General features: G+C 62.7%; 24 protein-coding genes. 17 read left to right on the top strand and 7 right to left on the bottom strand.

Going from position 1 to position 23,716, the window contains the following annotated elements; all coding sequences use genetic code 11:
* Nucleotides 1-217 precede the first annotated feature (217 nt).
* Together B0G80_RS16650 and B0G80_RS16645 are read left to right on the top strand one after the other, a co-directional pair.
* Entirely contained in the window at nucleotides 218-1,441 is a 1,224-nt protein-coding gene (locus B0G80_RS16650) for an MFS transporter (protein ID WP_408968026.1), read from the top strand.
* Nucleotides 1,442-1,713: 272 nt separating this feature from the next.
* On the top strand, nucleotides 1,714-1,899 hold the full coding sequence (locus B0G80_RS16645; protein ID WP_012431424.1) for a hypothetical protein: 186 nt from the start codon (nucleotides 1,714-1,716) through the stop codon (nucleotides 1,897-1,899).
* Nucleotides 1,900-1,962: 63 nt separating this feature from the next.
* Here the strand turns inward: B0G80_RS16645 and mgrA are convergent, their stop codons facing one another.
* The gene (gene mgrA / locus B0G80_RS16640) at nucleotides 1,963-3,006 is read right to left on the bottom strand and encodes an L-glyceraldehyde 3-phosphate reductase (protein ID WP_106283922.1); all 1,044 of its coding nucleotides are present in this window, start codon (nucleotides 3,004-3,006) and stop codon (nucleotides 1,963-1,965) included.
* A 216-nt stretch (nucleotides 3,007-3,222) separates the two neighbouring features.
* Here mgrA and B0G80_RS16635 point away from each other — a divergent pair, with 216 nt between their 5' ends.
* Nucleotides 3,223-3,429: a DUF3185 family protein gene (locus B0G80_RS16635; protein ID WP_116118683.1), complete on the top strand. Its 207-nt coding sequence runs from the start codon at nucleotides 3,223-3,225 to the stop codon at nucleotides 3,427-3,429.
* A gap of 80 nt (nucleotides 3,430-3,509) precedes the next feature.
* On the opposite strand, the gene B0G80_RS16630 is transcribed toward B0G80_RS16635, so the two are convergent.
* Entirely contained in the window at nucleotides 3,510-4,271 is a 762-nt protein-coding gene (locus B0G80_RS16630) for a phytanoyl-CoA dioxygenase family protein (protein WP_116118682.1), read from the bottom strand.
* 245 nt (nucleotides 4,272-4,516) lie between these two features.
* On the bottom strand, nucleotides 4,517-4,732 hold the full coding sequence (locus B0G80_RS16625) for a hypothetical protein (protein ID WP_116118681.1): 216 nt from the start codon (nucleotides 4,730-4,732) through the stop codon (nucleotides 4,517-4,519).
* On the opposite strand from B0G80_RS16625, the gene B0G80_RS16620 reads away from it, so the two are divergent.
* Nucleotides 4,731-5,096 carry a hypothetical protein gene (locus B0G80_RS16620; RefSeq protein ID WP_116118680.1) on the top strand — a complete coding sequence of 122 codons (366 nt, stop codon included), beginning with the start codon at nucleotides 4,731-4,733 and terminating at the stop codon, nucleotides 5,094-5,096. The two genes, B0G80_RS16625 and B0G80_RS16620, sit on opposite strands and share 2 nt — an antisense overlap.
* Before the next feature lie 183 nt (nucleotides 5,097-5,279).
* Here B0G80_RS16620 and metK read toward each other — a convergent pair whose 3' ends face one another.
* Nucleotides 5,280-6,470, bottom strand: coding sequence for a methionine adenosyltransferase (metK, locus tag B0G80_RS16615; protein ID WP_116118679.1), 1,191 nt, complete (start codon nucleotides 6,468-6,470; stop codon nucleotides 5,280-5,282).
* 277 nt (nucleotides 6,471-6,747) lie between these two features.
* Here metK and B0G80_RS16610 point away from each other — a divergent pair, with 277 nt between their 5' ends.
* The 9 genes from B0G80_RS16610 to hslU all read left to right on the top strand — a co-directional run bounded on the left by B0G80_RS16610 (nucleotide 6,748) and on the right by hslU (nucleotide 16,413).
* Nucleotides 6,748-7,632 (top strand): lipid A biosynthesis lauroyl acyltransferase, encoded by an 885-nt coding sequence (locus B0G80_RS16610; RefSeq protein WP_116118678.1) that lies wholly within the window; start codon nucleotides 6,748-6,750, stop codon nucleotides 7,630-7,632.
* Between the two features lie 94 nt (nucleotides 7,633-7,726).
* Complete coding sequence (gene dapF / locus B0G80_RS16605) at nucleotides 7,727-8,626, top strand: diaminopimelate epimerase (RefSeq protein ID WP_116118677.1); 900 nt, start codon at nucleotides 7,727-7,729, stop codon at nucleotides 8,624-8,626.
* 57 nt (nucleotides 8,627-8,683) lie between these two features.
* Nucleotides 8,684-9,406 (top strand): DUF484 family protein, encoded by a 723-nt coding sequence (locus tag B0G80_RS16600; RefSeq protein ID WP_116118676.1) that lies wholly within the window; start codon nucleotides 8,684-8,686, stop codon nucleotides 9,404-9,406.
* 39 nt (nucleotides 9,407-9,445) lie between these two features.
* The gene (gene xerC, locus B0G80_RS16595) at nucleotides 9,446-10,369 is read left to right on the top strand and encodes a tyrosine recombinase XerC (protein ID WP_116118675.1); all 924 of its coding nucleotides are present in this window, start codon (nucleotides 9,446-9,448) and stop codon (nucleotides 10,367-10,369) included.
* An 88-nt stretch (nucleotides 10,370-10,457) separates the two neighbouring features.
* A complete protein-coding gene (locus tag B0G80_RS16590; protein WP_116118674.1) occupies nucleotides 10,458-11,660 on the top strand; it encodes a class I SAM-dependent rRNA methyltransferase in 1,203 nt (400 codons plus the stop codon).
* A 202-nt stretch (nucleotides 11,661-11,862) separates the two neighbouring features.
* Nucleotides 11,863-12,951 carry a GTP-binding protein gene (locus B0G80_RS16585; RefSeq protein ID WP_116118673.1) on the top strand — a complete coding sequence of 363 codons (1,089 nt, stop codon included), beginning with the start codon at nucleotides 11,863-11,865 and terminating at the stop codon, nucleotides 12,949-12,951.
* Between the two features lie 676 nt (nucleotides 12,952-13,627).
* Nucleotides 13,628-14,047 carry an RNA polymerase-binding protein DksA gene (gene dksA / locus B0G80_RS16580; protein WP_012431412.1) on the top strand — a complete coding sequence of 140 codons (420 nt, stop codon included), beginning with the start codon at nucleotides 13,628-13,630 and terminating at the stop codon, nucleotides 14,045-14,047.
* Nucleotides 14,048-14,520: 473 nt separating this feature from the next.
* Entirely contained in the window at nucleotides 14,521-15,057 is a 537-nt protein-coding gene (gene hslV, locus B0G80_RS16575; RefSeq protein WP_106283934.1) for an ATP-dependent protease subunit HslV, read from the top strand.
* A gap of 9 nt (nucleotides 15,058-15,066) precedes the next feature.
* Nucleotides 15,067-16,413 carry an ATP-dependent protease ATPase subunit HslU gene (gene hslU, locus B0G80_RS16570; RefSeq protein ID WP_106283935.1) on the top strand — a complete coding sequence of 449 codons (1,347 nt, stop codon included), beginning with the start codon at nucleotides 15,067-15,069 and terminating at the stop codon, nucleotides 16,411-16,413.
* A 139-nt stretch (nucleotides 16,414-16,552) separates the two neighbouring features.
* On the opposite strand, the gene B0G80_RS16565 is transcribed toward hslU, so the two are convergent.
* Both B0G80_RS16565 and B0G80_RS16560 read right to left on the bottom strand, forming a co-directional pair.
* On the bottom strand, nucleotides 16,553-17,095 hold the full coding sequence (locus B0G80_RS16565) for a response regulator transcription factor (RefSeq protein WP_012431409.1): 543 nt from the start codon (nucleotides 17,093-17,095) through the stop codon (nucleotides 16,553-16,555).
* On the bottom strand, nucleotides 17,092-18,402 hold the full coding sequence (locus B0G80_RS16560) for an ATP-binding protein (protein ID WP_116118672.1): 1,311 nt from the start codon (nucleotides 18,400-18,402) through the stop codon (nucleotides 17,092-17,094). The genes B0G80_RS16565 and B0G80_RS16560 overlap by 4 nt, the downstream gene beginning before the upstream one ends.
* A gap of 133 nt (nucleotides 18,403-18,535) precedes the next feature.
* On the opposite strand from B0G80_RS16560, the gene B0G80_RS16555 reads away from it, so the two are divergent.
* Nucleotides 18,536-20,173, top strand: a complete 1,638-nt coding sequence (locus tag B0G80_RS16555) for a tetratricopeptide repeat protein (RefSeq protein ID WP_116118671.1) — start codon at nucleotides 18,536-18,538, stop codon at nucleotides 20,171-20,173.
* A 189-nt stretch (nucleotides 20,174-20,362) separates the two neighbouring features.
* Here the strand turns inward: B0G80_RS16555 and B0G80_RS16550 are convergent, their stop codons facing one another.
* A complete protein-coding gene (locus B0G80_RS16550) occupies nucleotides 20,363-20,581 on the bottom strand; it encodes a cysteine-rich CWC family protein (protein WP_106283938.1) in 219 nt (72 codons plus the stop codon).
* A gap of 265 nt (nucleotides 20,582-20,846) precedes the next feature.
* Here B0G80_RS16550 and argB point away from each other — a divergent pair, with 265 nt between their 5' ends.
* The 3 genes from argB to slmA all read left to right on the top strand — a co-directional run bounded on the left by argB (nucleotide 20,847) and on the right by slmA (nucleotide 23,424).
* On the top strand, nucleotides 20,847-21,746 hold the full coding sequence (gene argB / locus B0G80_RS16545) for an acetylglutamate kinase (RefSeq protein ID WP_007179687.1): 900 nt from the start codon (nucleotides 20,847-20,849) through the stop codon (nucleotides 21,744-21,746).
* 224 nt (nucleotides 21,747-21,970) lie between these two features.
* Complete coding sequence (locus B0G80_RS16540; protein WP_116118670.1) at nucleotides 21,971-22,774, top strand: pyrimidine 5'-nucleotidase; 804 nt, start codon at nucleotides 21,971-21,973, stop codon at nucleotides 22,772-22,774.
* Complete coding sequence (gene slmA, locus B0G80_RS16535) at nucleotides 22,741-23,424, top strand: nucleoid occlusion factor SlmA (protein ID WP_116118669.1); 684 nt, start codon at nucleotides 22,741-22,743, stop codon at nucleotides 23,422-23,424. The genes B0G80_RS16540 and slmA overlap by 34 nt, the downstream gene beginning before the upstream one ends.
* Nucleotides 23,425-23,716 lie beyond the last annotated feature (292 nt).

The following is a 23,716-nucleotide window of genomic DNA, read 5'->3' as shown; positions in this document are numbered from 1 at the left end:
GCCGTTTTTCAATGGCGCGAAAGGCCGTCGGGCGCGCCGTCTGATCGCGTCGTAGCGACGGTCCGCTGATCTGAGTGCCGATTCGTGCGGTTTTTTCAGCGTATCCTTAACTCTTTCAGCCTTCGCATCCCTGAGGAGATTTTTCGTGACCCCGCCGCCGGACGCCCACCAGACTGCTGCTTCGGCTGCTCCTGCTTCTTCGGTCGATTCCTCGCCCATTTCTTCCAGCGCCTCTGTCGCGCCCAACATTCCTTACCTCGAACGCGGCACGCGCGCGTACTTGCGCGCCAGCATCGCGCTATTGTTCGCCGGCTATGCGACGTTCTCGCTGCTCTATTGCGTACAGCCCTTGCTGCCGTCGTTTTCGACGGCGTTCAACGTGACGCCGGCACAGAGCAGCCTGTCGCTCTCGTTCACCACGGCCGCGCTCGCGCTTGCCGTGTTCGTTGCCGGCTTCGTTTCGGAAGGCTGGAGCCGTCACAAGCTGATGACACTTTCGCTCACCGTTTCCGCACTACTCACCATCGGCGTGTCGATCGCGCCGCAGTGGCATCAACTGCTCGTGCTGCGCACGCTCGAAGGTCTAGCGCTTGGTGGCGTGCCCGCCGTCGCGATGGCCTATCTCGCGGAAGAAGTGCATCCCGATGGGCTCGGCCTCGCGATGGGACTTTACGTCGGCGGCACGGCGATCGGCGGGATGGCCGGGCGCGTGATCACCGGCGTGGTCGCGGATCTGTTCTCGTGGCGCGTCGCGATTGGTACGATCGGCGTGCTCGGCATTCTGTCGATGCTCGCGTTCCGCGCGCTGCTGCCGCCGTCGCGTCACTTCGTGCCGCGGCGCGGCCTCGGCTTCACGCATCACCGCACTGCCCTGCTCAGGCAATTCACACGACCTGGACTGCCTCTGCTGTTTCTGCTTGGCTTCGTGCTGATGGGCAGCTTCGTCACGCTGTACAACTACATTGGCTACCGGTTGCTCGCGCCGCCGTATCAGTTGAATCAGACGGAAATCGGCGCGATCTTTGTCGTATATCTGACCGGCGTAGTCGCATCACCGTGGTCGGGACGCATGGCCGATACGTTCGGCCGCGCCCGCGTGCTCATCGCCAGTTTGCTGTTGATGCTGCTCGGTCTCGCGCTCACGCTGTTGCATCCGTTGGCGGCGATTGCGGCCGGCATTGCGTGCGTCACGTTCGGCTTCTTTGCCGGACATTCCGTGGCGAGCGGCTGGGTCGGACGCCTCGCCAAGGATGCCAAAGGTCAGGCCGCCGCCCTCTATCTGCTTGCGTATTACATCGGCTCGAGCCTGGTCGGCTCGTACGGCGGTCACGTGTGGGCCGGTTTCGGGTGGAACGGTGTCGCGGGGTTGGTGGGCGTGTTGCTCGTCACCGGCCTGGTCGCGGCGAGGGGTTTGCGCGGGCGCGAGCAAGCTCGCATCTGAGGCTCGCGCTTCGACCCAGCGCGCATTGAATAGCGCCTAAAAGTAAGGACAACGTAAGCGAACGCTTAACGTTTTTTATCGTGATTGCTGCGTCGCGACAATCGCGGCGGCCCTTACGGCACCGGGTTCAGCGGCTTGCGAATAGGCGCTGCAGCGCCGCAAAGCGCCGCCATATCGACCCGACTTGTCTCCTATACTCAAATCGAGCGCGGGCGGTGCATGACTCCATAAATCGAGCCGCCGCCTTCGCCGGAATATATAAGGAGACGAGAATGACGACCTACTTCACGATCGGCGATTTCATCCTGGTCATTCCGATGGCGTTGGCCGGGGCCTTGTTTGTCGGTGCACTTCCGTGCAAGACGGAATTCCGGCACAACGCGTTGCGCGTGCTTGGCGCGCTGATCGGCGTGATGTTCGCCGTGGTGCTCGTCGAAGGTCTGCCGGCACTCGTCTAGGAAAAAAGCCGCCCCGACGGCGGCTTTTCTCTTGCTGCGGTGTGAACGGCCGAGGCGCGAGGATCAGATCGCCTGATCCGTCGACGGCTTTTCCCACAGGTTGATGCCGCCTTCGGTCGCGTAGCGATCGATCTCGGCCAGTTCGTCCTTCGAGAACGCGAGATTCTTCAGCGCACCGACGTTCTCACGCACCTGCTCGGCACGGCTCGCGCCAATCAGCACGGACGTCACGCGCGGATCGCGCAGCGCCCACGCGAGCGCCATCTGAGCGAGGCTCTGTCCGCGGCGTTGCGCGATGTCGTTGAGCTTGCGCACGTGGTCGATATTCTGCGCGCTCAAATGCTCCTGCTTTAACGAACCGCCGCCCGGCTTGTTGACGCGCGCGTCATCCGGCACGCCGTTCAGGTATTTGCCAGTGAGCAGACCCTGAGCCAGCGGCGTGAACGCGATGGCGCCCGCGCCGACATTCTCCAGCGTATCCAGCAATCCGTGCTCGATCCAGCGATTGAGCATGTTGTACGCGGGCTGATGGATCAGCAGCGGCACCTTGTACTCGGCGAGCAGCTTCGCCATTTCGAGCGTTTTGGTTGCCGAGTACGACGAGATCCCGATGTACAGCGCCTTGCCCTGCTGCACCGCGCTCGCCAGCGCACCCGCGGTTTCTTCGAGCGGCGTGTCGGCATCGAAACGATGCGAATAGAAAATATCGACGTAGTCGAGTCCCATGCGCGCCAGGCTCTGATCGAGACTCGCGAGTACATATTTGCGCGAGCCGCCGCCTTGACCGTACGGACCGGGCCACATGTCCCAACCGGCCTTCGACGAAATCAGCAGTTCGTCGCGATACGGCTTGAAGTCGTCCTTGAAGAGTCGGCCGAAATTGGTTTCGGCGCTGCCGTACGGCGGCCCGTAGTTGTTGGCAAGGTCGAAGTGCGTGATGCCGAGGTCGAAGGCTGTGCGCAGGATGTCGCGCTGCGTGGAAATCGGCGTGGTGTCGCCGAAGTTGTGCCACAGACCGAGCGACAGCGCCGGCAGTTTGAGACCCGACTTACCGCAGACGCGGTACTGCATATCCGAATAGCGTTCTGAAGCTGCTTCGTAAGCCATTGCTAGTGTCCTTGATGGTGAAGGCGCCCGACATGTGCGGGCATGGGCAATTGCATGCTGCGGGAGGCGTGCTGCTTTATTTTTGTAGGTGGGGGATGCAGCCAGACCGCTATGGTAGCGAATCGACGTGATGCATGCAGACACCCAGTATGCGGGATGGACGATCGCCTGCGGCTCCCCTACACTTTGCCCGACTCGAGCTCAGGGGAGAGATAGATGACGAAAGCGATTTCCATCGCGTTGATTGTCGGCGGTATCGTGCTGCTGTATTTCGGCGGGCAGGCGTTCAATTCGGTGAGCAGCGACGTCTCGCGTGTCTTTACCGGTTCGCCGTCCAACAAGGCGATCATGCTGATCGTGGGCGGCGTCGTGGCTACGATCGCCGGCCTGACGGGAATGGCTTTGTCGGGGCGGCGGCGCTAACGGCGTGCGCGATGCGCGGCGAGGTGCTTCGGGGTCCGCGTATCTGGCCCCGAAGCGCCGCCATGACAAATCGGGAAAGCCTAAAACGCCACCTCGGGCTTCGCAGCCGAACGGGTTCCCGGCAACGGCACGTTGCTCGCGCCGTGATAGGTGTACACCAGCGAAAACTTCACTTGATCGCTGATGTTCTTGCCGGCTGAATGCAGCGTATTGCAGTGGAAAAACACCACGTCGCCGGGCTTGAGTTCAGGCGACACCGCGGCGCGAATCCACTCCTGATTCTCTTCCAGATCGGAGCGGAAAAATTTGGCCTGATCGAACCGGTCGGAAGTGAACGTGGCGTTGTGCGACTTCGGCACTAGCCACAGCGCGCCGTTATCCACCGTTTCCGAGCCGACCGCCAGCCACACCGATACCAGATCGTCCCGCTCGAACGACCAATACCTTACGTCGCGATGCCAGCCGGTCAAGCTGCCATACGCCGGATGCTTGGTCATCATGCAGTTATGGTGCGCGCGCGACAGACGCGGCTCCTCGCCGAAATACAGCTCCATCCAGCCGCGAATTTCCGGCGCGGTCGCCCATTGCGCGAAACTCGGATGACGGCCATACGCATCCAGCAGCCGCCGCACCGTATGGCCGCCGGGCGCGTGTTTGGAGGTCGGCGCGCCGGGATACTGCAGATCCGCTTCGAACTCGATCGGCGCGGCCGCTTCCTGCAACTGACGCTGCGCAATCTGCCTGAATTCATCGCAACGCTCGGGCGACACCAATCCCGGCACCACGACAAAACCCTGCTCCCGCAACGTCTGAATCTGCTCTTTCTTGGAATGAAGTGACATGGTGTTCCGTTACTGTCGACAAGCCGATGCAAGATTGTAAAGCGGGCGCGATCCCAAGGTGTGCCGTTTCACCCGCGAGGAACCGCACCTTACGCACTACTTTCATGCGCCAGGCTAGATGTTGCGGCACTTCGAATGGGCAGACACGCACGAAAATCGACCGCAAAGGGCGCGATCCCGCCGCCGCAAATCGCGATCTACCCGTAAAAACCCGTATTCGCAGGGTAAAAACGGACTTTATGACGTCACGAATCGCGTGTAACCTGCGCTGCATGTTGATCGTTATTCCCGCACTTCCGCGCCGCGTACAGGCCGCCGAGGCCGACTCCGCCGTACACCGTGCACTTTTCCGTCGAATTCCAGGCTTTCGCGCCGTCCATCGCGACACCGCCATTGGCACATTTGGTGCTCTTCTTGGCGCACATTCCGTCGCGCGACACGTTGCCTATTTGTGAAGCCATGCATACTCTCCTGAGCACCCGTCTTACCCGCGCCGCACTGAAAGCAGCGCGTCCCGCGCGCCGCCATGTCGTGCGCGCGCTGCGCCATCACGCCACCCGCACCCGCGCGCTCGGCGAACAATGGCGCGATGCCAGAGCCGTCGACGGCATTCGCACCTGGTTCAACACGTTCTTCTCCGCCTTGCGTGTACAAGGCGGCTCGCGCCGTTTTTCGCTGCGCACGCTGCTGCGCAAACCGACGCCGCTGCGCCTCATCGCGCCGCGTGCCCCCGTCGCCGTGCCGCAGAACACGAGCCGTCGTCCACGTCGCATGTCGACGAGTGGCAGCACGGGCTGGTTCGCGTTCGCGTTTGCGAGCCGTTAAGGCGATTACGGAATGCAGCACGTTTCTGGACCGGCGCGGCTGCAACGGCTGCGCTGATGCGAGAACACTTCGCAGCCGTTGAAGCTGCCAGTCGACTGCGCAGCAAAGCAACCGACGCAAAATGAAAAAACCCCGCCTGGCTCACGCCAGCGGGGTTTTTTTTCTGAAACGGACGGCTCGCGCTTATTCGGCCAGCGCGGCAACCGGTTCCGTACCGGCGGCTTCGGCGAGCGCCAATGCCCTGTCCGTGGATTCCCACGTGAATTCCGGCTCTTCACGGCCGAAGTGACCGTAGGCCGCGCTCTTCTCGTAGATCGGGCGCAACAGGTCGAGCATCTGGATGATGCCCTTCGGACGCAGGTCGAAATGCTCCTGCACCAGGCGTGTGATGGTCGCGTCCGACACACGGCCCGTGCCGAATGTGTTCACCATCACCGAGGTCGGCTGGGCGACGCCGATCGCGTACGACACCTGAATCAGGCAGCGCGAAGCGAGGCCTGCGGCCACGATGTTCTTCGCGACATAACGGCCGGCATAAGCCGCCGAACGGTCGACCTTGGACGGATCCTTGCCCGAGAACGCGCCGCCGCCGTGCGGTGCGGCACCGCCGTATGTATCGACGATGATCTTGCGGCCGGTCAAACCGCAATCGCCTTGCGGACCGCCGATCACGAAACGACCCGTGGGGTTCACGAGGAACTTGATGTCGCCCTTGATGAGCTCGGCCGGCAGCGTCGGCTTGATGACTTCTTCGATCACGGCTTCACGCAACGTGCCCAGATCAATATCCGGCGAATGCTGCGTGGACAGCACCACGGTGTCGATCGCGTGCGGCTTGCCGTCGACATAACGCACGGTGACTTGCGACTTCGCGTCCGGACGCAGCCACGGCAGACGGCCGTCACGGCGCAGATTCGCCTGACGCTCCACCAGACGATGCGACAGGTGGATCGGCAGCGGCATCAGTTCCGGCGTTTCTTCACACGCGTAACCGAACATCAGGCCTTGGTCGCCCGCGCCTTGATCGAGGTTGTTGTCGTGCGCGCGGTCCACGCCTTGCGCGATGTCCGGCGATTGCTTGTCGTACGCGACGAGCACCGCGCAGCCGCGGTAGTCGATGCCGTAGTCCGTATTGTCGTAGCCGATGCGCTTGATCGTGTTGCGCGCCACCTGGATGTAATCGACGTTAGCGGTCGTGGTGATTTCACCCGCCAGCACGACGAGACCCGTATTGCACAGCGTTTCCGCAGCGACACGCGAGTATTTGTCCTGAGCGAGAATGGCGTCGAGAATGGCGTCCGAAATCTGATCCGCGACTTTGTCGGGATGGCCTTCGGAAACGGATTCGGAAGTGAAGAGATAGTCGTTTGCCACGTTGCAGACTCCTGTTGTGTGGTTACGGTTGAGTTTCACGTAGCCAGCTTCGGGAGCCTTGAAGCGGCGACGCTTTAGCGGATTACCTGACCAGGCGGCGCAAATCACATGGATTGCAGCCACCGGCTTCGCCCCGCAAGTTGTCTATTAACTCGGCGAAGCCCTTATTATAGCGACTTCTTATGATTGTCACAGAGTGTCCAAGAGTGCGGTATTACGTCAACTTTTCCGCTTTTCTGAAGCCCGTCCTGTGCCGCGCCTTTTTTCAGGGGGCGGCATGCTGAGCCGCTATGGCGCCAAACTCGCGATCGCGCTGCTGAAACTGTTTGCACTGTTGCCTTATGGTCTTATCGCTCGCATTGGCGACGGACTCGGCTGGCTGCTCTATCAGATCCCGAGCCGGCGCAAACGCATTGTCCATATCAACCTGAAACTATGCTTTCCCGAGTGGAGCGACGAGCGTCGCGATGACGTCGCGCAGAAGCATTTCCGACACGCGATCCGCAGCTACCTCGAGCGCAGCGTGCAGTGGTTCGGCTCGGCGAAGAAGCTCGAAAAACTGATCCAGGTCGAGAGCGAAATCGATTTGACCGACCCGAATATGCCCCCCACGCTGCTCCTCGGGCTTCATTTCGTCGGCATTGAAGCCGGTGCGATCTTCATCAACTACGTGCTCGATCGTCAATGCGGCTCGCTGTATCAGCCAATGTCGAATCCGGAACTCGAAGAAGTCGCCAAAGCGGCGCGCGGACGTTTCGGCGCGGAGATGGCTAGTCGTGCCGACAGTGCGCGCATCGTGCTGCGCTGGCTGCGCGATGGTAAGCCGGTCATGCTCGGCGCCGACATGGACTACGGCGCGCGCAACTCTACCTTCGTGCCGTTCTTCGGCGTGCCGACCTGTACGCTGACCGCAGTGGGACGTCTCGCCAAGGTCGGCCACGCGCAGGTCGTGCCGTTCATCGGCGAGGTGCTGCCGAATTACAAAGGCTACCGTCTCAAGGTGTTCAAGCCGTGGGAGAACTATCCGACCGGCGACGACGACGCCGACGCCCGTCGCATGAATGCTTTCCTGGAAGAGCAGATTCCGTTGATGCCCGAGCAGTACTACTGGGTCCACAAGCGCTTCAAGACCCGGCCGCCGGGTCAACCGAGCGTGTATTGAGCGACCGCCTTCGCGGTGTGCGAAGCAAGCGCCCGAACACGGAAATAACGCGGCGTTCGGGTCCACCTGTGGGCGGGTCACTTACAATAGCGTGATGAAACTGAAATTCACCAAAATGCACGGCGCGGGCAATGACTTCGTCGTGCTCGACGGCTACACCCAACCGGTCGACCTGACGCCGGCGCAGGTGCGCGCGCTCGCGGACCGGCATTTCGGCGTGGGCGCCGACCAGTTGCTGCTGGTCGAGAAGCCCACGGTAGCCGGCGTCGATTTCAGATATCGCATCTTCAATTGCGACGGCGGCGAGGTCGAGCATTGCGGCAACGGCGCGCGCTGCTTCGTCAAGTTCGTGCGCGACAGGGGCCTCACCGATCAACGCAGCGTGCGCGTGCAGGTGCAAAAGGGCACCATCACGCTGACCATGCAGGAAAACGGCGAAGTGCTGGTCGACATGGGCACGCCTGTGTTCGACCCGGAACGCGTGCCGTTCGCCACGAAAGGCCTGGAAGGCCGCCGCGAGGGCGCCGACACGCTCTGGCCGCTCGACGTGAACGGCACGACACGCTGGATTTCGGTGGTATCGATGGGCAATCCGCACGCCGTGCAAGTAGTCGACGACGTCGAGGCGTTCCCCGTGCTGGTCGAAGGCCCGGTGATCGAACGGCATGCGCGTTTTCCGCAGCGGGTGAACGCGGGCTTCATGCAGATCGTCGGGCGCAGTGAGATCAAGCTGCGCGTGTACGAACGCGGCGCGGGTGAAACGCTGGCGTGCGGCACGGGCGCCTGCGCGGCCGTCGCGGCCGGCATCCGGCGCGGGCTGCTGGACGCACCGGTGCTCGTGCACACACACGGCGGCAAACTGACCATCACATGGGACGCCGCGCAAGCGGACCAGCCATTGCTGATGGCCGGCCCTGCCGCGACCGTCTTCGAAGGCGAAATCGAACTGCCCGACTCATCAGCCGATTCATTAGCCGATTCACAGGCCGCTTAAACTCATTGACCGATGCGCCGCCCCAAGGCGTCGCCCCGTAGTCCTTTAGCCGAAACCATGAACGATCGCGAAGTCGCCGAATACCTGCTCGCCAATCCTGAATTCTTCGCCGAACACGCGGAAATGCTCGCGACGATCCGCCTCGCGAACCCGCACGGCAAAGCCGCGGTGTCGCTGCAGGAACGGCAGATGGAAATGCTGCGCGACAAGAACAAGCACCTCGAACGCCGCCTCGCCGAACTCCTGCGCTACGGCCACGAGAACGACAGCATCGCGTCGAAATTCAACCGCTGGACCATTCGCGTGATGGCCGAGCGCGATCCGTATGCGCTGCCGCGCACGATCGCCACCGGTTTGCGCGACATCTTCGACGTGCCGCAAGCCGCGCTGCGCGTGTGGGATGTGGCCGAACGGTATGCCCAGGCCGACTTCGCGCGCCATGTCGGCGAAGAAGTGCGCATTTTCGCTAACAGCCTGACCACGCCGTATTGCGGCGCGAATACCGGCTTCGAGGCGGCGCAGTGGCTGGTGCCCTCCGTGGCCACCGTGAGCGACGAGGGCTCGGCCGGCCACGCGGCGCCCGAATCGGCGCACGCAACCGAATCGATCGCGCTGCTTGCGCTGCGCGATCCGGAAGGCAAGGAAGAAGCGCCGACATTCGGCCTGCTGGTGATGGGTTCGGCAGACGCGCGCCGCTTCCACGAGGGCATGGCCACTGATTTCCTCACGCAGATCGGCGCACTGGCCAGCGCGGCGCTGAGCCGTCTGCTGCCGCGCTGAACCGCGTTCCGTTCCGCGCCAGCCGCTCGAAAACCCACCGTGACCGCCGCCGACCCGATCGCCGCCTATCTGTCGAATCTCGAACACGAGCGGCGGCTCTCGGCGCATACGCTGCGCGGCTACGCCCACGAACTGGAAGAACTCAGGCAGTTGGCCAAAGGCCGGCCGCTCGAAAGCCTCACAGCCGTGGACATTCGCGGCGCCGTTTCGCGGGCGCATGCAGGCGGCCTGACGGCGCGCTCGATTAGCCACCGGCTGTCGGCGTGGCGCGCGTTTTACCGCTGGTTCGCCGGCCGCGTCGATCTGCCGGCCAACCCGGTCGCGACCGTGCGCGCGCCGAAGCAGGCCAAACCGCTGCCCAAAGCGCTATCCGTCGACGACGCCACGCGCCTGATGGAAAGTTCGCCCGTCGCATCGCCCGAAGGTTTGCGCGATCACGCCATGCTCGAACTGTTCTACTCGTCCGGCCTGCGACTCGCGGAACTGGTCGGGCTCGACGCCCGTTTCGCCGATGCCGACGGCTATCGCTCGGCCGGCTGGCTCAAGCTCGATTCCGCCGAAGTCGAAGTGCTCGGCAAGGGCAACCGGCGCCGCGTCGTGCCGGTCGGCAGCAAGGCGCTGGAAGCCTTGAGCGCCTGGCTCGCCGTCCGCGATCAGATGGTGAAGCACGATCCGCATCCGCTGTTTCTCTCGGCGCGCGGCAATCGCCTGTCGCCGAACGTCGTACGCGAGCGTGTGAAGCGCGCGGCGCTGGTCGCCGGCATTCCCGCAAACGTGCATCCGCACGTGCTGCGGCATTCGTTCGCCACGCACGTGCTGCAGTCGAGCGGCGATCTGCGCGCCGTGCAGGAGTTGCTCGGCCACGCGAGCATCACCGCGACACAGGTCTACACCGCGCTCGATTTCCAGCATCTCGCGCACGTCTACGATCAGGCGCATCCGCGCGCTAAAAAACGCGACTGATTCCGCGATTCGATTCGCGGCGTACGGTCTCCGCCTTACCTGCTGCGCGCGCCGTGCCGCGCGGCCCATTGCTCTCTCTGACACCCTGATGAATACCGTTACGCTCAAACCGTCGAAAGAAAAATCGCTGCTGCGCCGCCATCCGTGGGTTTATGCCAACGCGATCGACCGGATCGACGGCAATCCCGCGCCCGGCGCCACTGTGCTGGTACGCGCGCACGACGGCCGTTTCCTCGCGCGCGCGGCCTACAGCCCGCATTCGCAGATCCGCGCCCGCGTGTGGAGCTTCGACGAAAGCGAGCCGATCGATCACGCCTTTTTCAAGCGCCGCGTGCAGCGCGCGCTCGCGCACCGTCAGACGATGGTCCACGACACCGGCGCGGTGCGGCTGATTTTCGGCGAAGCGGACGGGCTGCCGGGCTTGATCGTCGATCACTACATCGCCGAGGACGAAGGTCAGCGCAGCCAACTCGTCTGCCAGTTCATGGCGGCGGGCGTCGAGGCGTGGAAGGAAGCGATCGTCGCGGCGCTGACCGGCGCGACCGGCTGCCCGAACGTCTACGAACGCTCGGACGTGTCGATTCGTCAGAAGGAAGGACTTGAGCAGATCACCGGCGTGCTGGCGGGCGAAGCGCCGTCGGAAGCGTTGATTGCGAGCGAAAACGGCGTGCGCTATCACGTCGACGTGCGCAACGGCCACAAGACCGGCTTCTACGTCGATCAGCGCGACAACCGCCTGCTCGTGCAGCAGCTCGCGCAGGATCGCGAGGTGCTGAACTGCTTCTGCTATACCGGCGGCTTCTCGCTGGCGGCGCTGAAAGGCGGCGCCAAACGCTTGGTGTCGATCGATTCGTCGGGCGACGCACTGGCGATCGCCCAACAGAACGTCGCGGCCAACGGCTTCGACGCCGAGCGCGCCACCTGGCTCGACGCCGACGCGTTCAAAACGCTGCGCCGCCTTCACGACGAAGGCGAGCGCTTCGACCTGATCGTGCTCGATCCGCCGAAATTCGCGCCGTCGCGCGAGCATGTGGACCGTGCGGCGCGCGCTTACAAGGACATCAACCTGACCGGCCTGAAGCTGCTGCGCCCGGGCGGCCTGCTCTTCACCTATTCGTGCTCCGGCGCGATCGACGCCGAGCTTTTCCAGAAGATCGTCTCCGGCGCGGCCGCCGACGCGCGCGTGGACGCCCGCATTCTCAAGCGGCTCGGCGCCGGGGTGGATCACCCATTGCTCACTGCATTCCCCGAAGGCGAATACCTGAAGGGCCTGCTGTTGCAAATCGCCTGATCGCCCATAGTTTCAGGAATGTTTCCGGCGCCGGACGCTCGGGCGAAAGCGGACGCGAACCAGGGTCCGCCAGCGTCGCCTTGACAGATATGTTTCAATAACCGCCTGGACAGGGCAGCGCGCCACCCGGCTGCGCGCCCGGCACACGCATTCGCTTATTCACCCGATTACGCACCGTTACACGACCATACAGGCGACCCACATGATCCCAGTCACCATCCTGACCGGCTTTCTCGGCAGCGGCAAAACCACCCTGCTCAAGCGCATCCTGAATGAAAAGCACGGCATGAAGATCGCCGTGATCGAGAACGAGTTCGGCGAAGAGAACATCGACAACGAAATCCTCGTGCAGGACACGGGTGAGCAGATCATCCAGATGAGCAACGGCTGCATCTGCTGCACGATTCGCGGCGACCTGTCGCGCGTGCTGGGCGATCTGGCGGCGCAGAAGCAATCAGGCAAGCTGGATTTCGACCGCGTCGTGATCGAAACCACCGGCCTCGCCAATCCGGGCCCGGTTGCGCAGACGTTCTTCATGGACGACCAGATCGCCAATGAATTCCTGCTGGACGCGATCATCACCCTGGTCGACGCGAAGCAAGCGAACCACCAGCTGGACGAACACGAAGTCGTGCAACGCCAGGTCGGTTTCGCCGACCGCCTGTTCATCACGAAGTCGGATCTGGTCGATGAAAACCAGTTGGCCGATCTCCGCCACCGCCTGCTGCATATGAACCCGCGCGCGGCCATCAAGGTGGTCAATTTCGGCGAAGCGGACATCAAGGAAATCTTCGACCTGCGCGGGTTCAACCTGAACTCGAAGCTCGAGATCGATCCGGACTTCCTCGTGGAAGATGAGCATGCGCACAGCCACGCTCACGCGCATGACGAGCACGGCCACACCCATGACGATCACGCCAACTGCGATCACGACCACGGCAAATGCGATCACGAAGGCCACGATCACGCGCATCACCACCATGCGCACCATGACGACAAGATCAAATCATTCGTCTACCGCAGCGACCGACCGTTCGATCCGAACAAGCTGGAAGACTTCCTCGGCGGCATTCTGCAGATTTATGGCGAGCGGCTGCTGCGCTACAAGGGCGTGCTCTATATGAAGGGCGTCGATCGTAAGGTGGTGTTCCAGGGTGTGCATCAGATGATGGGCAGCGATCTGGCCGCCAAATGGCAGCCCATTGAGAAGAAGACCAACAAGATGGTGTTTATCGGCATCGAACTGCCGCAAGACCTGATCACGGACGGACTGGACGCCTGCCTCGCCTAAGAAATGCGAAGCCCCGGCTCGTCCGGGGCTTGCCGTTTATCCAGACCGGGAGCCGTGCGACGCGGCATGCGCCGTGCTAATGCCTGCATGTAAATATGCGCAAAGCGCGCGCGAGCCAAATCATCTGCTGAATCCGCCTTAGCGGCGGCCGAAAGCTCACTGAAAAGTCGCGCGTATGAAAAGCGCGTGAAAACCCTGCTGTATTAAAGCGTGCACGACCATCGCTTTTTGGTCGTGCGCGCGTTATATTTTCGGGATATCGGGGTGCCGTACGGGGATTTTCACCACTTGCGGCGCTAGATTGTGGTTCAGTTACAATACGTGCCCACTGGAGAATGACAACGAATTGCCCGGTCAGCGCGTATCCCGCGACGGGCCTGAAAGGCGCCGGAAAATCTTATCCGGACGATACGCCGACAATGCCGGCTGGCAGCGCCTGAAAAGCGCGCTGTCGGCAAGCAATGCCTCAGGAGCATTTGAGAATCGGTTTCCAGAGGAGTTCGGCCCCGCATTAGCGTTGCGACGCCCGGCGTGTGGGCGCCAGGCGCTTCGGCGTCACGACAGTCCACCGTCCGTGCCCGCCTTGGCGCTCAGCGTCTTCGAGGCGCATTTGCGGGCAATACGAAAGTGCGGGCACTATGTAAGAGTTTTGCCTCACATTGAAGAAGTAAGCCAGATGACGACGAAACGACTCTTGACCGAAGCCGAAATCCTGAAGATGAGCGACAAGGATTACATGAATGAGGATCAGCTCGCCTTCTTCAAGAACAAGCTCGAACAACTGCAGGCGGATATTCTCCGCAATGCCGGCCAGACGACCGAGAACCTGCGCGAAACGGTAATCGTGCCGGACCCGGCCGACCGCGCAACGATCGAGGAAGAGCATGCGCTCGAACTGCGCACGCGCGACCGCGAGCGCAAGCTGCTGAAGAAGGTGCAGCAATCCATCGCGCGCATCGACTCGGGCGACTACGGCTGGTGCGAAGAAACCGGTGAGCCGATCGGCATCCCGCGTCTGCTCGCGCGGCCCACGGCTACCCTGTCGCTCGAAGCGCAGGAGCGCCGCGAACTGCGCCAGAAGCTGTTCGGCGACTGAACGCTTGCGGCGCGGCTTCGGCTCCGCGCCCTGAAACGCTGCTTCGTCGAGAGGCGCACGGTGAGCCGTGCGCCTTTTTCTTTTGTGTGACGCATATCTGAGGCATTGCCGTGGTGCAGGCGGTTTCGGCCTTGCCTCGACACCTCCTTATCGGCGTAACCACCGCGTTCGCTTCCGAACTCATCTGTACTTGTCCTATGCCATTTGCCGGCCCGCGAGCGGGATTCATGCTATCCCGACCCCGCGCCGCATGATGCCTCGCGGACGCGCACGCCGCACCAATTCACGTGTTTTTTGTCTTATGCCATTTGCCGGCTCTTGATATGACCGCGCACGCCCTAAAATAAATCGGACATGCGCTGCACGAGCGCGCGCCGGCCGGTTGGTTAGCGTCGCGCGCCGTCCGCTTTCAGGATTCATGCGGTAGCGCAGTGCGCTGCCGCGTCCTACCCGTTTTGCAAAGAGGAACGCATATGGAGCAATTTCACGGCACGACGATCGTCTCCGTGCGCCGCGGCGACAAAGTCGCGCTCGGCGGCGACGGCCAGGTGACGCTAGGCAACATCGTCATGAAAGGCGGGGCGAAGAAAGTCCGGCGCATCTATAACGGCAAGGTGCTGGTCGGCTTCGCCGGCGGCACGGCCGACGCCTTCTCGCTGCTCGACCGCTTCGAAGCGAAGCTGGAAAAACATCAGGGCAACCTCACGCGCGCCGCCGTCGAACTCGCCAAAGACTGGCGCACCGACCGCATGCTGCGTCGTCTCGAAGCCATGCTGATCACCGCGGACGCCACGACCACGCTCGTCATCACCGGCAACGGCGACGTGCTCGATCCGGAAGGCGGCATCTGCGCGATCGGTTCCGGCGGCGCTTATGCGCAAGCCGCCGCGACCGCGCTCGCTCACAACACTGACCTGTCGCCCCGTGAAATCGTGGAGAAGTCGCTGGAGATTGCCGGCGACATGTGCATCTACACGAACCATAACCGCGTTATCGAGACGATCGAGTAAGGACCCACGATGAGCACCATGACCCCTGCCGAGATCGTCTCGGAACTCGACAAACACATCATTGGCCAAGGCCGCGCGAAAAAAGCGGTGGCGGTGGCGCTGCGCAATCGCTGGCGCCGTCAGCAGGTTGAAGATCCGCTACGTCAGGAAATCACGCCGAAGAACATTCTGATGATCGGACCGACCGGCGTCGGCAAGACCGAAATTGCGCGGCGTCTGGCGAAACTGGCCGATGCGCCGTTCATCAAGATCGAAGCCACCAAGTTCACCGAAGTCGGCTATGTGGGCCGCGACGTGGACAGCATCGTGCGTGACCTGATCGAAATTTCCGTCAAGCAGACGCGCGAAACGGAAATGCGCAAAGTACGGACCAAGGCCGAAGATCAGGCCGAAGACCGCATCCTCGATATTCTGCTGCCGAGCGCGCGGCCCGTCGGCTTCGGCGCGAGTTCGAGTGCGGCTGATACCGTCGACGAAGGCAGCACGACACGCCAGACCTTCCGCAAGCGTCTGCGCGAAGGCTTGCTCGACGACAAGGAAATCGAGCTCGACGTGGAACAGCCGCAAGTCGGCATGGACATCATGGGGCCGCCGGGCATGGAAGACATGACCGAGCAGATCCGTTCGATGTTCGCGAACATCGGCGGCGGCAAGAAAACGCGCCGCAAGCTGAAGGTGAAAGAAGCACTGAAAGTTCTCACCGACGAAGAAGCCGGCAAGATGCTGAACGACGAAGAGGTGAAAACCAAGGCTGTGCAGAACGTCGAGCAGAACGGCATTGTGTTTCTCGACGAAATCGACAAGATCGCCTCGCGTAACGAAGCCGGCGGCGGCGAAGTTTCGCGTCAGGGCGTGCAGCGCGATCTGTTGCCGCTGGTTGAAGGCACCACGATCAACACCAAGTACGGCATGGTGAAGACCGATCACATTCTGTTCATTGCGAGCGGCGCATTCCATTTGGCCAAGCCGAGCGATCTGATTCCGGAACTGCAGGGCCGCTTTCCGATTCGCGTCGAACTGGACTCGCTCTCGGTGAACGACTTCGAATCGATCCTGGTTTCCACGGATGCGAGCCTCGTCAAGCAATACCAGGCATTGCTCGCCACCGAAGACGTGCATCTGGAATTCGCCGACGACGGCATCCGCCGCCTCGCCGAGATCGCGTACTCGGTGAACGAAAAGACCGAGAACATCGGTGCACGGCGTCTGTACACGGTGATCGAAAAACTGCTCGAAGAAGTTTCGTTCGCGGCCGGCAATCACTCGGGCCGGACGGTGCAGATCGACGCGGCTTATGTCGATCGCGCGCTGAACGAAGTGGCGGAAGACGAGGATCTGTCGCGCTACGTGCTGTGAGGTCGTCGCGGGGAGTGCCTCCTTCTGTTGCTTTCACTGCTTGATGCGGAATAGATGCAAGGCGTATAAGAAAACGGGCTGCCTTTGATTGGCAGCCCGTTTTTATTTGCCTACGGCAAGCGGAATTGAATTGAGGCTCTTATTGCTTGACCGGCCGCTTCGCCAGCTTGCGCTGCAGCGTGCGACGATGCATGTTCAACGCGCGCGCGGTAGCCGAAATATTGCCGCCGTGCTCGGCGAGCACGCGTTGAATATGCTCCCACTCCAGACGCGCCACCGACAGCGGCGTGGGATGCTCGATCGCCTCTTCAGCTTGCAGCGCACTCGCTTCACTTTGCAGCGCCGACAGAATCGTCTCGACGTTGGCAGGTTTGGCCAGGTAATTATCCGCACCGTCTTTCACCGCCTGCACCGCGGTGGCGATGCTCGCATAGCCCGTCAGCACCAGCATGCGCGCGTCGGGCTGCAAATCGCGCAACGGTGCGACGAGCGTGAGACCTGAGTCGTTGCCGAGATGCAGATCCACCGTGATCTGGCTGAACTTCTGCTGATTTGCCAGCTTGATGGCCTCATCCGCGTTGTGCGCCTCGCTCACCGTGTAGCCGCGCCGGGTGAGCCCACGAGCGAGGATGCCGGAGAACACCTCATCGTCGTCGATCACCAGAAAATTCATATCGCTCATGCCTGTTTCTCCGTGTTGGATGGCGCAGCGCCTAGACGGCCTTTGCCAGAAAATTTGCGTCCGGCGAGCGGCAGCTTAAGGACCGCGCGCGTGCCACGCGGCTTGATCGCGCTGACATCGGTCAGCTCGATCGACCCATTCAGACGCGCCGCCGCCGAAAAAGCCAGATAGAGGCCCACACCGTGCCCACCTTGCGTGCTCTCGACCGGCATCGCTCCGAGCGAGCCGCGCAACGCGGCCGGAATGCCAGAGCCCGCATCACATACTTCGAAGACGATCTGGTCGCCGCGCGCCCCCAGCGCGCAGGACAGCGTCACGTGATCGCGGCTTGCGCGCGCGGCGTTGTCGAGCAAAATCGTGAGAATCTGACTCACGGCCACCGTATCGTCAAGACTGACATCCGCCGGCGGCACGCCAACCCGCTCGAACTTCACATGCGGATGACGCAAGCGCCACTGCTCGGCAAACGATTCGAGCCACTCGCCGACCTGCTGCCGGTTGGTTGTTGTCGATGCCCGGCTGCGCAAGCGTGCAAGCGCCGACGTACACAGGGTCATCTGCTGTTCGAGCAATTCGAGATCGGCGCTATAAGGTGCAAGTCCCTTATCTGAACGCGCTGCATCTCGTAATTCTTCGGACAACATGGCAATTGTAGACAACGGCGTTCCGATTTCGTGCGCGACGGTAGCGGCCTGCACACCCAGAGCGACCGCGCGTTCGTCGTGAAGCAAGCGCTGCTGCGCGTCTCCGAGCGCTGCGTCACGTAGCCGCAATGCTCGCGACATGCGCGCAACGAACCATGCAATGAGGCCGACGCTGACCATGAAGTTCACCCACATGCCGGCTCGGTAGTAGTCGAACAGGTTCGCCGGATTGTCGAGATTCAGCGGCACGGAATCGAAACCGAGGACTGCGTAACAGGCCACGGCGAACGCCGCGAGCCACGCCATCAGATGCCACGGCAGCACGGCCGCGGCGATGGCGAGCGACGGCAGATAGAGCGAAACGAATGGATTGGTGGTGCCGCCGGAGAGAAACAGCAGCGCGGACAGCGCGCCCAGATCGACCCAGATCTGGCCGAACAATTCCATGTTGGATTCGGGGCGCTGCTGCGAGACACGCCACCATGTGATTCCGTTGAAGATCACTTCGAGCGCGATCACCAGCAGCATGGCGGGCAGCGGCAAGTGCACGCCAATGAAAATCTGCACGAACGCAATCGTCATCAACTGGCCAATGATCGCAAGGCTGCGCAGCCAGAACAGATGCCCGAGATTGACGCGGCCAGTGTTGGTGATTCGATGCATGACTTTAACTTTAATTTACCTGTTCGGACTAGTCCGACTTACCTCGCGGCCTTGCGTCGGTAACATGGAATTTTTGCGATAGCGCTTAACGGGAACGAACTTTTCTTCGGCTCCTCCATCGCGCAACCCATCCATGCTACCGACTCCCCACAGCGAGGCCGACGCCTCTTCAGCTTTCCTGACTGTTCTGCGACAAGCCGCCGCAGCCCGGCAAACCGGCACGGCGCAGGCCGAAGCCGACTGCCTCGACGCTGCGGCGCGAATTCATCCGCTCGACGACGCCTCGCTCAGTTCGCTCATGGCCACGCTGCTCGAGCAACAGCGCTCCGGCGACGCAATCGAACTCGCCGCCATTATTGCCCAACTCGATCCGCGCAACGCTCTTGCACACTTTCGCCTCGGCTACGCGCTGCAGATGGCGAACCGGCATGCCGAAGCCATCGCGCCCTATCGCCATGCACTCACAATCGATCCGCGTTTGCCGCGCCTGTGCAACAATCTTGCCGCTGCGCTGACGTTCACCGGCGGCGACCTGAACGAACGGATCACGCTGCTGGAAAATGCCGTCCGCGATGAACCCGATGAGGGCGACGGCTGGACCAATCTCACGCACGCTTACCGTATAAATATGGACCTGCCGCGCGCGCTCGAAGCCGGCGCAAAGGCCGTTCAATGCGCGCCGCATAGCCCGCTGGCGCACAACAACTATGGGCTGACGCTGCGTGAAGCGCAACGTTGGGACGACGCGGTGCAAGCCGCCCAAACCGCTTGCGCGCTAGCCCCCGACGACGCCAGCATGCGCTCCAACCTCTCCATGCTGCAGCTTGTGCATGCCGATTATGCGCACGGTTGGGCATCGCATGAAGCGCGCTGGGACGGTTCTTCGGAATTGGGCGGCAACCGTCCGGTAATGCCGGCGCCGGTTTGGCGCGGCGAACCGCTTGCCGGAAAGACATTGCTCGTGTGGGGCGAGCAAGGCATGGGCGACCTGTTGCAGTTCTGCCGCTACATTCCGATGCTGGCCGAGCGCGTCCATCGCGAAGGCGGCCGTCTCGTCTGGAATTCATTTCCGCAGATGGGCGCGCTGCTCGCGCGCAGCCTCGGCGCTCATGCGGACGAGTTTTCAACCGGTGGCGGGGTCGAATCGCTGCCGGCGTTCGATTACGAGGTTCCTTTGCTGAGCCTGCCGCTGATTTTCGACACGCGCGAAGAAACGATTCCGGCGGCGCCCTATCTGCAAGCGGACCCGCGCGCATTCAACTCATGGCAAGAGCGGCTGGCCGGGGAATCGCGGCTCAAAGTCGGGTTGACGTGGACCGGCAGCCACGGACATCAACGCAATCCGTTCCGGCGTGTCGGCTGGGAGCGCTATGCGGCTCACTTCGGCGGCATGCAGGACGTGGCGTTCTATTCGTTGCAGCCGGGCGCTGGCGCGGACGTGGCGGCGGCACGCGCGGCCGGCTTGCCGATAACCGACTACACCGCCGAATTCGCGACCTTCGACGATACAGCCGCGTTTGTCGGCGCGCTCGATCTCGTCATTACGGTTTGCACCTCGGCGGCGCATCTGAGCGGCGCAATCGGCCAGCGCACGTGGGTGCTGCTCGACGTCAACCCGCATTGGGTCTGGCTGCTCGACCGCCGCGACAGCCCGTGGTATCCGAGCGCCACGCTTTACCGGCAGCCGCAATTCGGTCAGTGGGAGCCGGCGCTGGAAGCCGTCGCGCGTGATCTGAGTGCGCTTGCGGCTCAGCACCGCCGGGCGGCGTAAGCGCGCAGCGCTTACGTAGGCGGATCGCGCTACCGTGAGCCGGTGGCGCCGCCTTGAGCCGGCGGCGCTCTCGCAAGACGGCGACGCTGCGCCCGTAGGCCATTGGCGCGCTCGCCAGCCAGCGACACTCCCGGGGACTGACTGTGCTTTCCCCGAGCTACGCCGGCTCCCGCGGCCTCCCGCCGCCAATCACACGCCGCCGGGCCTCACCTGAGCCGCCTGCGCAATCTCCGCCGCAAGACATTCAGGACACAAACAGCGCCCAGTTGGATCGAGCCGGTCCGCCGGCAACGGCGGCATCTCACGGCACCAGCAGTCGAATGGCTGGCCGTGCATGGCGCAATCGAACGCGTTGCCGCAGCGCGGGCAGCGCGCGCGGCCTTCAGAACGGGAAACGGACGGTTTCATGACAGCCTGGACACCCTCGCAGCAACGGGGATCAGGAAATGATGCCACGACTGGCGAACCACCGTGAGTCGTCCGTTCGGCTAATTTACGGGCACCTCCGAGGCGCGGTACGCTTTGTCGTCCGTTGGCGTGTGCGGGCCGTGATTGCGCGGTGCGCAAAGCCCACGGCGCCCGCCGCCCGCGCAACTATCGAAAACCCTGTTGCAGCGCGCCAGTCCTGTACAATTCGCCCTGTTTCAACTGTTCCGTGCCTGAGCCTGCCGCCATGTCCGAGCTTCCCGACCTTTCGCAGATCGCGCCCACCCTGAAGGCTGAAATCCTGGCCGAGGCGCTTCCCTACATTCGTCAGTATCACGGTAAGACCGTGGTCATCAAATACGGCGGCAACGCCATGACCGAAGAGCGGCTCAAGCAAGGCTTCGCGCGCGACGTGATCCTGCTCAAGCTGGTCGGCATCAATCCGGTCATCGTGCACGGCGGCGGTCCGCAGATCGATCAGGCGCTGAAAAAGATCGGCAAACAGGGCACGTTCATCCAGGGCATGCGCGTCACCGACGAAGAGACGATGGAAGTCGTCGAATGGGTGCTCGGCGGCGAAGTGCAGCAGGACATCGTCACGCTGATCAACCACTTCGGTGGCCACGCGGTCGGTCTGACGGGCAAGGACGGCGGCCTGATCCACGCACGCAAGATGCTGATGCCGGATCGCGACAATCCTGGCCAGTACGTGGATATCGGGCAAGTGGGTGAAGTCGAGGCGATCAATCCGGCGGTCGTGAAAGCGCTGCAAGACGACGCGTTCATTCCGGTGATCTCGCCTATCGGCTTTGGCGAAGACGGCCTCTCGTACAACATCAACGCGGATCTGGTCGCGGGCAAGCTGGCGGTGGTGCTGAACGCCGAAAAGCTCGTGATGATGACCAACATCCCCGGCGTGATGGATAAGGAAGGCAATCTGCTGACCGATCTGTCGGCACGCGAAATCGACGGCCTGTTCGCCGACGGCACGATCTCCGGCGGCATGCTGCCGAAAATCTCGTCGGCGCTGGACGCGGCCAAGAGCGGCGTGCGCTCGGTGCACATCATCGACGGCCGTATCGAGCACTCGGTGCTGCTGGAAATTCTCACCGAACAGCCGTTCGGCACGATGATCCGTTCGCATTGATTCCTGCCTCAAATCCGGCACACGCGGCACGTCATGGCGTGCCCTGTGTGCCGTGCTGTTGCGCTGGGCAGTCATACGGCGCGCGCTACACCTTCGGCGGCTCGCAGCGGCGCGCCGCCACAAAGCACCACCCCGCTACTTCGTCCTTGCTCGCCACCCGCACCGTGAACCGTTCGCGTTCGCCGCGTGAGGCAACTGTTCGCGCCTGAACGGCGTCCTCCACCATGCGCACTCCCACCTCCCGAAACCGTCGGCCGCACATCGCAGGGGGCCGTCCGGTCTGGCTGTTCGATCTCGACAACACGCTGCATCACGCGTCGCACGCGATTTTTCCGGCGATCAATCAGGGGATGACGCAGTACATCATCGACGCGCTGCAAGTGGACATCGACGAAGCAAACCGTCTGCGCACCGGCTACACGCAACGCTATGGCGCAACGCTGCTGGGCCTGACACGCCACCATCCGCTCGACGCGAACGACTTCCTGAAGGTCGTGCACACCTTCCCCGATCTCGGTTCGATGATCCGCCATGAACGCGGCGTCGCGCGCCTCGTCGCAGCGCTGCCGGGCCGCAAGATCGTGCTGACGAACGCGCCCGAAGCCTACGCGCGCGCGGTGCTCGCCGAACTGCGAATCGAGCGTCTGTTCGAACAGGTGATCGCCATCGAACATATGCGCGATCGCCGCCGCTGGCGCGCCAAGCCCGACCACGGGATGCTGCGCAAGGCCATGCGCGACGCGCACGTTTCGCTAAAGGACGTGATCCTCGTCGAAGACACGCGCTCGCACTTGAAAAACTACCGGCGGCTCGGCATCCGCACGGTGTGGATCACCGGCCATCTGCCGCGCAAGCCGCACGCAGACGGCATACCGACTCGCCTGCCGGGCACCGGCCGGCCACACTATGTCGATAGAAGCATTCGTTCGTTAAAATCGCTACGACTGAGCACCCGCTCGGTTCGATTGAAGAGACAGCAGACGGGACGACAGCCATGCAGCCGATCGACAAGCCTGACGAAGTCTTAACCGAACACGAACCGACCACCACGCTCGCCGCCCCGCGCGCGCAGCGCCTGAAGCCGGGCGAGCGCCGCGTGCACATCCTGCAGACGCTCGCCGCGATGCTGGAGGCGCCCAAGAGCGAAAAGATCACCACCGCGGCGCTCGCCGCCCGGCTCGGCGTATCGGAAGCCGCGCTGTATCGTCATTTCGCCAGCAAGGCGCAAATGTTCGAAGGGCTCATCGAGTTCATCGAGCAGACCATCTTCGGGCTGATCAACCAGATCGTCGACAAGGAAAGCAACGGCGTGCTGCAGGCGCGTTCGATTGCGCTGATGCTGCTCAACTTTCCCGCGAAGAACCCCGGCATGACGCGCGTGCTGACGTGCGAGGCGCTGGTCGGCGAGCATGAACGGCTGACCGAGCGCGTCAATCAGATGCTGGAGCGCGTCGAGGCGTCGTTGAAGCAATGCCTGCGGCTTGCGCAAATGGAAGCGAACACCACGGCGAACTCGGGCGAGGACGCCGTCCCGCTGCCGGCCGGCTACGATCCCGCGATCCGCGCGAGTCTGCTGCTGAGCTATATCATCGGCCGCTGGCATCGCTATGTACGCAGCGGCTTCGCGCGACCGCCCGCCGACCACGCCGACGCGCAACTGCTCCTGATTCTTCAGTAGTCCGCGCGGCTTGCGTCGCGCCACGCTCTGCGCCCGCGACGTTGCCGCACGAAAATTTCCGCTATACTTTGCGCCTGACCGCGGGACCCCGATTCATTCGGAACCGCTGTCCGCAACACCCTGAACACCTGCTTGAAAACCTTATACGCGCCGATTTGCTGACTCGATTGCGGGCGCGCGAACTGCCGGGAACGTTTCCCGCGGTTCACTATAAATGCGGCTAAAGAGGTCGTCAGCCACGCACACAGTCGTTCCTCCGTGCTTTTGCCGACGCCGTTTAGCCGCCCTGTTT

Origin of the sequence: Paraburkholderia sp. BL6669N2, from assembly GCF_003387275.1 — a bacterium.
Classification (GTDB): domain Bacteria; phylum Pseudomonadota; class Gammaproteobacteria; order Burkholderiales; family Burkholderiaceae; genus Paraburkholderia.
This window is presented reverse-complemented; position numbering and strand designations above follow the sequence as displayed.